This is a genomic window from Novosphingobium sp. TH158, from assembly GCF_002855555.1.
GTDB lineage: Bacteria > Pseudomonadota > Alphaproteobacteria > Sphingomonadales > Sphingomonadaceae > Novosphingobium.
This window is the reverse complement of sequence record NZ_PKRT01000001.1, coordinates 2,194,170-2,206,066: the sequence shown is the minus strand read 5'-3', so window position 1 is coordinate 2,206,066 and position 11,897 is coordinate 2,194,170. Positions and strand designations below refer to the sequence as shown.

General features: G+C 66.2%; 9 protein-coding genes. 2 read left to right on the top strand and 7 right to left on the bottom strand.

All coding sequences use genetic code 11. The features are described 5' to 3' along the window. Positions 1–5 precede the first annotated feature (5 nt). Positions 6–1,793, bottom strand: a complete 1,788-nt coding sequence (pabB, locus tag C0V78_RS10920) for an aminodeoxychorismate synthase component I (RefSeq protein WP_101797740.1) — start codon at positions 1,791–1,793, stop codon at positions 6–8. A 114-nt stretch (positions 1,794–1,907) separates the two neighbouring features. On the opposite strand from pabB, the gene C0V78_RS10915 reads away from it, so the two are divergent. Continuing rightward, positions 1,908–3,482 (top strand): helicase HerA-like domain-containing protein, encoded by a 1,575-nt coding sequence (locus C0V78_RS10915; protein WP_101797739.1) that lies wholly within the window; start codon positions 1,908–1,910, stop codon positions 3,480–3,482. Positions 3,483–3,582: 100 nt separating this feature from the next. Continuing rightward, entirely contained in the window at positions 3,583–6,234 is a 2,652-nt protein-coding gene (locus C0V78_RS10910) for a M1 family metallopeptidase (protein ID WP_101797738.1), read from the top strand. Positions 6,235–6,237: 3 nt separating this feature from the next. Here C0V78_RS10910 and C0V78_RS10905 read toward each other — a convergent pair whose 3' ends face one another. The 6 genes from C0V78_RS10905 to C0V78_RS10880 all read right to left on the bottom strand — a co-directional run bounded on the left by C0V78_RS10905 (position 6,238) and on the right by C0V78_RS10880 (position 11,872). Then, a complete protein-coding gene (locus C0V78_RS10905) occupies positions 6,238–7,644 on the bottom strand; it encodes a HAMP domain-containing sensor histidine kinase (protein ID WP_101797737.1) in 1,407 nt (468 codons plus the stop codon). A gap of 19 nt (positions 7,645–7,663) precedes the next feature. Then, positions 7,664–8,413 carry a response regulator gene (locus C0V78_RS10900; protein WP_101797736.1) on the bottom strand — a complete coding sequence of 250 codons (750 nt, stop codon included), beginning with the start codon at positions 8,411–8,413 and terminating at the stop codon, positions 7,664–7,666. 7 nt (positions 8,414–8,420) lie between these two features. Next, positions 8,421–9,023, bottom strand: a complete 603-nt coding sequence (locus tag C0V78_RS10895) for an EF-hand domain-containing protein (RefSeq protein ID WP_101797735.1) — start codon at positions 9,021–9,023, stop codon at positions 8,421–8,423. A 210-nt stretch (positions 9,024–9,233) separates the two neighbouring features. After that, the gene (locus C0V78_RS10890; RefSeq protein ID WP_101797734.1) at positions 9,234–9,611 is read right to left on the bottom strand and encodes a VOC family protein; all 378 of its coding nucleotides are present in this window, start codon (positions 9,609–9,611) and stop codon (positions 9,234–9,236) included. Positions 9,612–9,676: 65 nt separating this feature from the next. Next, entirely contained in the window at positions 9,677–10,045 is a 369-nt protein-coding gene (locus tag C0V78_RS10885) for a VOC family protein (RefSeq protein WP_101797733.1), read from the bottom strand. A 12-nt stretch (positions 10,046–10,057) separates the two neighbouring features. After that, positions 10,058–11,872, bottom strand: coding sequence for an aminopeptidase P family protein (locus C0V78_RS10880; RefSeq protein ID WP_101797732.1), 1,815 nt, complete (start codon positions 11,870–11,872; stop codon positions 10,058–10,060). Between the last annotated feature and the right edge of the window lie 25 nt (positions 11,873–11,897).

The following is an 11,897-nucleotide window of genomic DNA, read 5'->3' as shown; positions in this document are numbered from 1 at the left end:
CGCGCTCATGAAAGCAGCCGCGCCGGCATCAGCCCGCGCAGGGCATTGCCGATCAGGAAGCCGCCCTCAAGGTCGGCAAGCGTCAGTTCCGCCTCCTCCGCACGGCCGGCCTCGATCAGCGAGCGACGCAGCACGCCCGGTAGCAGGCCAAGCTGCGCGGGCGGTGTCAGCAGCTTGCCGTCACGCTCGACGAACAGGTTGGTGAAACTGCCCTCGGTAACAAGGCCATCATCGCGCAGCAGCAGCGCCTCCTGCGCGCCTGCACCCTTCGCGGCATCAAGCGCGGCAGTATAGAACTGGCGGTCGCTGGTCTTGTGGCGCAGGCGCCAGTCCCCGCTGTCCACCGGCAGGCGCAGCACAGCGCAGGTCGCCGGCGCGACAAACGGTTCCGGCAAGGGCGCGATTTCCAGCGCATGGGCACCGCTGCGAGCAACGACGAGCCGCACCTTCGCCGCACCTTCGATATCGAAGCACAGCGCCTGGATGGCATTGCGCACAGCGTGGCGATCGAAGGCGAAACCCAGCTCGGCCGCGCTGGCCTTGATCCGTTCAAGGTGCAGTTCAAGCAGGGCAATGCCCTCATCGGGCGCAAAGGCCATGGTCTCGATCAGATCGAATCCGCCTGCCATGCCCCTTACGAACCCTCCCTTGACCAGACCTTCGCGCCATTCGGCGAGCCATTCCGAATCGGCGACCACCGCCGAACCGACACCCAAAACCGCCGTGCCCCTGCCGTTCTCTCCCGGGGTCAGCCGCAGGGTGCGGATTGCCACATTGAAGGCGGACTCGCCAGAGGGGTCGATCCGCCCGATCGCCCCGCAATAGGGGCCGCGCGCATCGCGTTCGAAACTGTCGATCAGCTCCATGGCCCGGATCTTGGGCGCACCGGTGATCGAACCGCAAGGAAACAGCGCGCGGACCAGGTCGAACACGCCCGCCTGATCGTTCAGGGTGGCGCGCACGGTGGTCGTCATCTGGTGGACGGTCGGATAGCTTTCCACGGCAAATGGCCGCTCCACGCGCACGCTGCCGGGCACGGCCACGCGGCTGAGATCGTTGCGCAGCAGATCGACGATCATCAGGTTTTCGGCCCGGTCCTTCACCGATCCGGCAAGCTCTTGCGCAAGTGCCGCGTCTTCTGCCGCAGCCCTGCCGCGCGGACGGGTGCCCTTCATCGGCTTGACCATCGCCGCCCGGTCCTTGAGCGCGACGAGCAGCTCGGGCGAAAAGCTCGCCAGCCAGTGGGCGCCATCATGGATCAGGCCGCCATAGCCCGCCCCGGCAGCTTCCCGGATCGCGGCGTAAAGCGCCACCGGATCGCCATGGAAGGCGCCGGCCAGCGGGAAGGTCAGGTTGGCCTGGTAAATGTCGCCATCGGTGATTGCTGCCTGAACCGCCGCGAAAGCACGGGCAAAGCCCCCGGGCGACAGCGCCGGGTCCAGCGGCCCGATGCTCGCCCCACCATCGCCATGGGCCGCAAGCCAGGCGGGAACTTCACCGGCGGCCAGGCTTTCGTATCCGGCAAAGGCGGCAAACCACACGAGCGGCCCGGCAGCACCGGTGCGGGCATCGGCCAGCGGCATGAGCCGGCTTTCAAGGGCAAGGCCCGCCTCATAGGCGATCCAGCCGGCCAGGTGGTGGCCCTCTTCGCTCAGTTCCGCCATGCGCCCAAGCGCCCCGGCCACTTCGCTGGCACGACGCGCGACGACGATCTCCACCGGATCGCGATAGAGCCGCGCGGGGCTGGCGCCATGGGCGCGCGCATCGTCAAGCAGGATGAAGGGGGCTGGCATGGGCGCCGGCTTCTAGAGGGGAACGCGGGCCGATGCCAGCGGCTAGAATTTCCTCTCGCAACCGGTGCCGCAGCGCACTATGCCGGAGAGTGGGAAAACTGGAGCGGTTGCGGCATGGAAAACATATATATCGGAATGGGATCGAACGGCGAACGGCAGGAACTGCGCCTCAGCCGCGCCAACCGGCACGGGCTGATCGCGGGGGCCACCGGCACCGGCAAGACCGTGACCTTGCAGACCATCGCCGAACAGTTCTCCGCCGCCGGGGTTCCGGTGTTCATGGCAGACGTAAAGGGCGATCTTGCCGGCGTTTCGATGGCCGGAAGCGCCGATTTCAAGCACGCCGCCACGCTTGAGGCGCGGGCGAAGGAGATCGGCATCGATCCCTATACCTACCATGACAATCCCGCGATTTTCTGGGACCTCTACGGCGAAAAAGGCCATCCGATCCGCACGACGATCTCGGAGATGGGGCCGCTGCTGCTCAGCCGGCTGATGGGCCTTAACGAAGCGCAGGAAGGCGTGCTGACCGTGGCCGCCAGGTGGGCGGACGACAACGGCCTGCTGCTGCTCGATTTCGACGACCTTCAGCAGGTGCTGATGACCTGCGCCGAAAATGCCAGCGAGCTGGCAACCACCTATGGCAACATCTCCAAGGCCTCGGTCGGCACTATCCAGCGCCAGCTGCTCGCCTTCGAAAGCCAGGGCGCCGACAAGTTCTTCGGCGAACCCGCGTTCGAAATTCACGACTTCATCCGCACCGACGAGAACGGCAAGGGCGTGATCAACGTGCTGGCGGCGGACAAGCTGATGCAGAGCCCCAAGCTCTACGCCACCTTCCTGCTCTATCTGCTTTCCGAACTGTTCGAGGCGCTGCCCGAGGTGGGCGACCCGGAAAAGCCGGTGCTGGTGTTCTTCTTCGACGAAGCGCACCTGCTGTTCGAAGATGCACCGCAGGCGCTGTTCGAAAAGATCGAGCAGGTTGTCCGCCTGATCCGCTCCAAGGGCGTGGGCGTCTATTTCATCACCCAGAACCCGATCGACATCCCCGACAAGATCGCCGGCCAGCTCGGCAACCGGGTGCAGCACGCCCTGCGCGCCTTCACCCCGCGCGACCAGAAGGCGATCAAGGCGGCGGCGGAAACCTTCCGCATCAACCCCGATCTCGATGTCGAAACCGCGATCACCGAACTCAAGGTCGGTGAGGCGCTGGTTTCGGTATTGGACGAACAGGGCGCGCCCACCGTGGTCCAGCGCACGCTCGTCGCCCCGCCGCGCTCGCGGCTTGGTCCGGTGAGCGAAAAGGAACGGGCGATCATCCAGTCGATCAGCCCCTTCGATGGCAAGTACGACAACCCGGTTGACCGCGAGAGCGCCGAGGAGGTGCTTCAGGCCAAGGCCGCCGATGCTGCCGCGGCCGCACGGCAGGTGGAAGAGGAAGGCGCCGAGGCGCAGCACGCGCAAGAACGCCGCTCGCCCTCGCTTTGGGAAAAGGCCGGCAAGGCCGCGCTGGGTGCCGCCGCCGCTTCGGCAGGGACAATGGTCGCGCGCAAGATGACGGGCCGCAAATCAGCGGGATCGCCGGTGGCGTCGGCCGCCAGCGCCGCTGCGGGAACCATCGCCACCCAGCTGGGCGGGGCAATCTTCGGCCGCTTTGCCCGCTCGATCCTGGGCAGCCTGCTGCGCTGACGTTCGTCGGCTGGGAACAGCACTTTATCGACGGTTGCATTTGCAATCGGTTTTGCCATGCAAGGGCGCAGTCTGCCGTTCTGCGACCTCCGGAGATCCCATGCGCCTTCTTCTTGCCGCCGCTTCCACGCTGAGCCTCGCCCTCGCCGCTCCCGCCCTCGCGATCGAGGTTCCGGGCGGCAATGCTGCCACGGCACCCGTCCCGCAGGGCAAGCTGAGCGAGGCGGCAAAGCCGCTGTCCTATCGGCTGGACCTGACTATCGACCCGTCGAAGGAACGGTTTTCGGGCCGGGTCGAGATCGACGCCGAACTGAAGGCTGCTTCCAGCTTTATCGACCTGCATGGCCGCAATCTTGCGGTTTCGAAGGCGGTCGCCACGATCGGCGGGCGCACCATCACCGGCACCTGGAGCCAGCGCACCGACAGCGGACTGGCGCGGCTGACCTTCCCCGAGGTGCTGCCCGCAGGAAAGCTGGTGCTTTCGTTCGAGTATGACGCCCCCTTCAACAGCGGGCCGGCAGGCCTGTTTCGCGTCAAGGTGGCGGACGAATGGTATTCGTGGAGCCAGTTCCAGTCGATCGACGCCCGCGCCGCCTTCCCCTCGTTCGACGAACCCGGCTTCAAGGTGCCCTTCACCGTTACCCTGCGCACGCCCAAGGGGCTGACAGCGGTAAGCAACGCGCCCCAGGTTTCCCGGCAGGAAGAAGGCGGGCTGGACGTGCATCGCTATGCCCCCACCCTGCCTCTGCCGACTTACCTTGTCGCCATGATGGTCGGGCCCTTTGCCGTGGCCGAAGGCACCGTTCCGCCCAGCCAGTGGCGCAAGGAGCCGCTGCCGCTGCGCATCCTTTCGCCCAAGCCGAATGCCGGGCAGCTGACCTTCGCGCTTGAGAACAGCAAGCCCATTGTCCGCCTGCTCGAGGATTACTTTGGCCAGGGCTTCCCCTATCCCAAGCTTGACCAGATCACCTCGCCGATCATGCCCGGCGCCATGGAGAACGCCGGGGCGGACCTTTATGCCGATGGCCTGCTGATCCTTGACGACAAGTCTCCGGTTTCGGACAAGCGCGCCTTCGGCATGGTCGTCAGCCATGAACTGGCGCACCAGTGGTATGGCGATCTGGTGACGCCAGCCTGGTGGGACGATATCTGGCTGAACGAAAGCTTCGCCAACTGGATGGGCTATCGCATCGGCGGCGAATGGCGGCCCGACCTGAACATCGGCGCCGGCGCCAATGCCGAAGGCTTCGCCGCGATGAACACCGATGCCTTGGTCGCCGGCAGGCCGATCCAGCAGCCGATCCGCACTGATGCCCAGATCGATGCCGCCTTCGACACGATCACCTATGGCAAGGGCGGCCATGTCGTATCGATGATTGCCGCCTTCATGGGCGATACCAAGTTCCGCGACGGCGTGCGCACCTACATGAAGCGGCACCACAACGGCAACGCCACCAGCGCCGACTTCTTCGGCGCCATGGCCGAAGTTTCGGGCGATGCCCGCATCCTGCCCGCGATGCAGAGCTTCATTCGCCAGCAAGGCGTGCCCCTTGTCACCTTCTCGCGCGACAAGGACGGCTGGTCCATGCGCCAGAGCCGCTATGCCCGGCTCGGCACCACGCCGCCTGCAACCCGGTGGGGCATCCCGCTTTGTGCGCGGATCGGCGATGCGCGCCAGTGCCAGCTGTTCGACGGCGAAAGTGCAAGGCTGGGCCTTTCGGGCAAGGGACCGCTGATGCCCAATGCCGGCGGCACCGGGTATTTCCGCTTCGAACTGCCGGCAAAGGAATGGGATCGCCTGATCGCAACGGCCGACAAGGTTTCCGGTAATGAGGCCATCGCCATCGCCGACAGCCTGCGGGCCAGCTACCAGGCCGGTCGGGCATCGGTGAAGCAGTTGGCGACGCTTGCCGTGAAGCTGACGAAGAACCCTGACAGCCGCGCCTATGGTGCAGCGCTCAACGGGCTCGAATCGCTGCGCGCCGGCGGTCTGTTCGACGATGCCGCACAGAAGGCCTATTCCCGCTTTGTTGCCCGGCTCTATCGCCCGCAGCTCGACAGGCTGGGAATGGACCTGCGCGCCGGGGCCTATGCCCATGAAGAGGCGGAGCGGCTCCAGCGGCGTGAGGCTGCACTGGATGCGGTTGGCGGGACGGCCCGCGATCCGGCGGTGCGCAAGGCCCTGGCCGATGCAGCGGGCAAATACCTGGCGGGAGACAAGGCCGCACTCGACGCCACGTGGTTTGGCGGGGCCTTTGCCGCTTGGCTGGGCCAGGGCGGGCTGACCGCGGCGAAGGACCTGTTCGGCAGGGCGCTTGCGTCCGAAGATCCGGCCCTGCGGCCAACATGGCTTGGCGTGATCGCCGGCAGTGGCGACAAGGACATCGCCCGCTGGGTGCTGGACGATGCGAAGGACAACCGCCTGCGCTCCAGCGAGCGGCTGAACATGATCCGCGGCGCGGTCGCCCATCCCGCCACGCGCGACATGGGCTACGAATGGATGAAGGCGAACCTGGACCAGCTGCTGAACGGCAATGGCGGAATCTTCTTTGCCTCGCGCCTGCCGCAGATGCTCAACGGCTTCTGCTCGGCCGAACAGGCAGACGAGCTGGCCAAATCGCTGCGTCCGCGCCTTGCCGGCAAGACCGCAGAGCTCGAACTGGAACGCACCATCGAACGCGTGCGCAACTGCGGCGTGCTGAAAACCGCGCGGCAGGCAGAGGCGAGCGCCGAGGCGAAAAAGCTGCGCTAGGCCTCAGCCCGGCAGGCGCAGCGTCGCTTCCAGTCCCAGCACGCGGCCATCGGGCGCGCGGCGGTTCGCCAGCCGCAGCGATCCGCCGTGCTGTTCGGCAATCGCCCGTGCAAGGGTAAGGCCAAGGCCTGTCCCGCCCGTCTCGGTGTTGCGGGAAGGATCGCCGCGCGTGAAGGGTTCGAGCATGCGCGCGATCTGACCGTCCGGAATGCCCGGACCTTCGTCGAGAATGCGGATCACGGCGGTGCCACCGTCCCGCTCGAGCGAGACATGCGCGCTCTTGCCGTAGCGCAGGGCATTGCCGATCAGGTTGCGCAGCGCGCGCCGGAGCCAGGTGGGGCGCAGCGACATCACATGGCGGCTGGCATCGCCCAGCGTCACCGGCTCGCCCATGTCCTCGTATTCCTCGACCACCGAAGAAACGAGCGAATAGAGCTCCGTCTGCTCGGCCATGTCGCTCGGTCGGCCCACCCGGGCAAGGCTGAGGATATCGTCCAGCGTCCGGGTAATGTCCTCGATCGAACCTGCCATCCGCCGGCGTTCGGTTTCGTCCTCCACCGATTCGATGCGTACGCGCAGGGCGGCGAGGGGGGTCTTGAGATCGTGCCCGATCGCACCCAGCATCACGTCCTTCTCATCGAGCAGGGCAAGGATACGCCCTTCCATGCCGTTGTGCGCCTCGATCAGGCGGCGAACGTCGTTGGGCCCCTGCGGCTCGATCTGGTCCTGGGCGCTTCGCGTTTCGGCGAACAGCTCCACCCGCCGTGTCAGCTTGGCCAATGGCCGAGTGATCCGTCGCATGATCAGGATCATCGCGCCCAGAACGACCAGGTAGATGAACAGCGTCTGCACCAGCAGCGATCCCAGGATCACCTGTTCGGTTGCCGTGATGAACACGCGCGCGACAATCCATTGCTCGCTGCCCTTGACCCGGGCTCCGGCGACAAGGACCTCCTCCGGGGTGATATCCTGGCGCTGCTTGCGGCGTTCGAGCCGCACGAGTGAGCGGGGATCCTCGGCGATGGGGCGGCGGACGACCAACACCTCATCCACCTGCATGTCCTGCCCTTCGAGGATTGCGCGCAGTTCCTTTTCATCCTTCGGCCAGCGCGCTTCGCCGGGCTTGAGCGGCGCGTCCTGCGTCCGTTCGATCTGGAAGCCCCTGCCCTCGCGCTCGCGTTCACGACCCGATTCTTCGCGGTCCTCGCCATTCCTGGCTGCCAGCCGGGCGTCCTGGCGCATGGCGATGATCATGCGGAAGGCAGCGGAATGGAGCAGCGCCGATTCGCGCCTTTCGTGCTGCGCGCGATAGATCAGCACGGCCGAGACCGCCTGCGCCAGCATCAGCGACAGCGCGATCGACAGCAGGACCTGTCCCAACAGGCTGGATGGCCAGAGCCGCTTCAACATGGCGCCCCCGCGATGTCCATCAGGTGTCCTCGGAGGCGCGTCGGCGGACCTCTGCGGCGAGCATGTAGCCGCCGCCCCAGACGGTCTGGATCAGTTGCGGGTTGCGGCTGTCGACCTCGATCTTGCGGCGCAGGCGGCTGACCTGGTTGTCCACGGCCCGATCAAACAGGTGGGCTTCGCGGCCCTGGACCATGTCGAGCAGGCGGTCACGGTCCAGCACCTGGCGGGGGTGTTCGAGAAACGCCATGAGCAGGCGGAATTCGGCCGAGGAAATGGCAACGCCCGCCCCTTCCGGATCGGTGAGCCGACGCTTGAGCGGATCGAGTACCCAGCCCTCGAATTCGAGCAGCTGGTTATCCGCCTGGGCCGTGCCGCCGCGGGCAACACGCCGCAGGACCGTGCGGATCCGGGCGACAAGCTCGCGTGGCTCGAAGGGCTTGACCACGTAATCGTCGGCACCGATTTCCAGCCCGACGATGCGATCGGTCGCCTCGCCCCGGGCGGTGAGGAAAATCGTTGGCACCTGCCGCGCTTCGACGAGATGGCGGCAAAGCGAAAGGCCGTCCTCGCCGGGCATCATGATGTCCAGCAGGACAAGGTCCGGCACTTCGTCACGCAGGTGGCTGCGCGCCTCTGCCGCGCTGCCGGCCTGGCTTACGACGAACCCCTGGCGCGAGAGATACTCGGCCAGGGGCTCGCGTAGGCTTGCCTCGTCATCGACGATAAGCAGCCTGATCGGTCCGGAATCGGGGGCCGCGCTTGCGGTCATGCTGTCCTCATCCAGCCGCGGCCTTGCCGCGCATCTGCTTCATGTGCTCGCGCATCTTCTGGCGCGCGGCCTTGCGCTCTTCGGGAGAAACCGAGCCGTCCTTGTTGGCATCGACCATCTCGAAGTGCTTGGCATGCGCGGCGAGGAATTCGTCGCGGCTGACGGCACCGTCCTTGTTGGCATCGGCCATGCCGGCCATCATGCCGCCCATCCGGCCCATGCCGCGCTTGCCTTCCTTGCCGCCATGCATCCCGCCGTGGGCCATGCCTTCGTGACCCGGGCCCTGGTGCTTCATGCCTGCGCCACCGCCCATCGGGCCGCGTTCACCGCCCTTGCGCTGATGCCCGGCCATGAACTCCGCCTGGGAGATCACGCCATTGCCATCGCTGTCCATGGCCTTGAAATGCTCAAGATGGCGCGCCTCGCGGTCGGCCTTGTCGAGCTTGCCGTCCTTGTTGACGTCCTTTCGCGTGAACTGTTCGCCGGCCTTGGCCTGCGCTTCGGCGCGGGTGACGGTCTTGCCCGCCGTCGCTGCCGGATTCTGGGCGATGACCGCCGTACCGGCGAGGCCGAGCGTAGCCGCCGAAATGATCAGCAGGTGCTTGCGCATATGTTCGTTTCCCTATCCTTCAAGAAAGTGGAAGGCCGCGGGACCGCTTGGGAAGGGGGAGGGGGATAGCGGTCCACGCGACCTCCTTGCCCTTGGGTCTAGACCCTGCTTGTCGCAGGTATATGCCGCAAAACGGCTTTATTGTCGCCAATTGTCGCAGGAATGGAACCCTGTTCATCGCGGCGCAAGCCGGTGCAGCAAAACGGAAACCTATTCCGGCATGGCCATGATGAAAGCATTGAGCTTGTTGCCATCCGGATCGCGGAAATAGGCAGCGTAGAAGCCCTCGCCGCGCGGTCCGGGCGGGCCTTCGCAGGTGCCGCCATTGGCAAGCGCAATATCGTAGATCCGCTGCACCTGCGCCTCGTCCCGCGCCTCAAGCGCCACCATCACGCCATTGCCGACACTGGCTGGCTCGCCATTGAACGGGCGCGTCAGGCCGATGCCCGCGCCACCGCCCGGCAAGCCCCAGGCGATGAACTGGTCATCCTCCATCATCCGGCCAACGCCAAGTTCGGCGCAGACCGCGTCGTAGAACCGTGCGCCCCTTTCGCGGTCATTGGTTCCCAGGGTGACATAGCCGATCATGGTCTGCGCTCCTCTCCGTTCGAGTCGACTGGAACATTACAGGAACACTTTCCAGCCGGCAACGCCTAACCCATGGCGACGGCGTTCATCTTGTTGCCATCGGGATCGCGCCAGTAAGCGACGTAGAAGCCATTGGCCCGTTCACCCGGCGCGCCTTCGCAGGTGCCGCCGTTGGCCAGGGCGGCGGCGTGCATGCGATCGACCGTCGGGCGATCGGCCACGCCCAGCGTCGCCATTGTGCCGTTGCCGTTAGTCGCCGGATTGCCATCGAATGGCAGGGTCACGGCAAAGCCTGCGCCCTGGCCGGCGCTGCCGTAGTAGATCGACCGTTCGGTCTCGCCGGTCCGCGCGGCGCCGGCTTCGGCGAACAGCTTGTCATAGAAGGCACCGGCGCGGGCAAGGTCGCGGGTGCCGAAACAGATATTGACGATCATGTGTCTTCCTTTTCAGCCCCGACCAAGCGGAGCGCACTGTTGCTTCAGCCAGGCCAGCGCCTCGCCATCGAGCTGCGGGCCGACAATCTCCAGCACCCGCGCGTGGTATTCGTCCCACCAGCGCAGCTCATCCCGGCTGAGCAGAGCGGTATCGACCAGCGTGCGGTCGATGGGAACATGGGTCAGCGTTTCGAAGCCGAAATATTCCCCTTCCGCGCCTTCGATCGGGCGGGGCTCCACCAGCTCGAGATTCTCGATGCGGATGCCGTAGTGGCCGGTCTTGTAGTAGCCCGGCTCGTTCGACAGGATCATGCCGGGCAGCAGTTCCTGGTCCGTGCCGGCCTGGCCGCCTGCCGACTTGGCAATGCGCTGCGGCCCTTCGTGGACCGACAGGTAGGAGCCGACCCCATGGCCGGTGCCGTGAGCATAGTCGAGCCCGGCCTGCCACAGGTGCTGGCGCGCGAGCGTATCGAGCTGGCTGCCCGCCGTGCCCTTGGGGAAGACCGCACGGCTGATGGCGATGTGGCCCTTCAGCACGCGGGTATAGCGATCCTTGTGCTCGGCGCTCGGCTCTTTGGGGCCGATCCAGACGGTACGGGTGATGTCGGTCGTGCCATCGGGATACTGTCCTCCCGAATCGACCAGGTAGATCGAGCCAGGCAGGATCGGCAGGTTCGATTCCTCATCCACCCGGTAATGCGGGCTGGCGGCATTGGGGCCGGCAGCAGAGATGGTGTCGAACGAAAGGTCGCGCAGCATCGGGCTTTCCGCGCGTAGCGAGCGCAGCTTTTCCGCGGCGGAGAGCTCGCTCTCCCCGCCCTTGGGCGCTGCCACCGAAAGCCAGTGAAGGAAACGGCACATCGCCGCGGCATCGCGCGCCTGTGCCGCACGGTGGCCGGCCTGTTCGACCGGGTTCTTGCAGGCGCGGGGCAGCACGGTTGGATCGCGCTGTTCGACCACGTCGGCCCCGGCAGTGCCCAGCACTTCGAACACGGCCTGCACGCTGCGCTCGGGATCGACGGCGACACGCTTGCCCGACAGGGCCTGCAGTTGCGGCACGAAAGCCTCGCGCGGGCGCACGGTCACGGCATTGCCGAGGTGCTGGCGAAGCTGCGGCGTGACCTTGTCCTCGGCAATGAACAATTCCGCCGTGCCATCGGCATGGGCGATGACGAAGGACAGCGCCACCGGCGTGCGATCCACGTCGGTCCCGCGCAGGTTGAGCAGCCAGGCAATCGAATCGAGCGCGGTGATCGCGGCGGCATCGAGCTTGTTCGCGGTCAGCCATTCGGCAACGGCGGCGCGCTTGGCCTCGCTCGACTGGCCGGCAAATTCGGTGGGATGGACTTCGGCGGGCGCATCCGACGGTGCGGGCTGGTCTGCCCAGATCGAATCGACCGGATTGGCCGACACCGGCTCCAGCCGGGCCTTGCGCGCCTCGAGCGCCTTGCTGACGGCGGTGACCCAGGGCTTGCCGTGCAGCCAGGCATCGTACCCGATCCGCGACCCTTCGGGCGCATGTTCGCCCAGCCACTTGGCGACGCTGGTTGCCGGGACCGATTCATAGGACCAGAACCGCCCGTCAACCTGTTCGCGCACCTGCAGGGTATAGCGCCCGTCAACGAAGATCGCCGCCTTGTCCTGCAGGACAACGGCCGTCCCGGCCGACCCGCCAAAGCCGGTCAGCCAGGCGAGGCGCTGCGCATAGGCACCGACATATTCGCTCATGTGCTCGTCCGAGATGGGGACGACAAAGCCGGCGAGATCGCGCGCGACCAGCTCCTTGCGCAGGGCTTCGAGGCGGGCTTCGTGAGTGTTCATCAGCATGGAAAGGCGAGTCCGGGTTGATTGG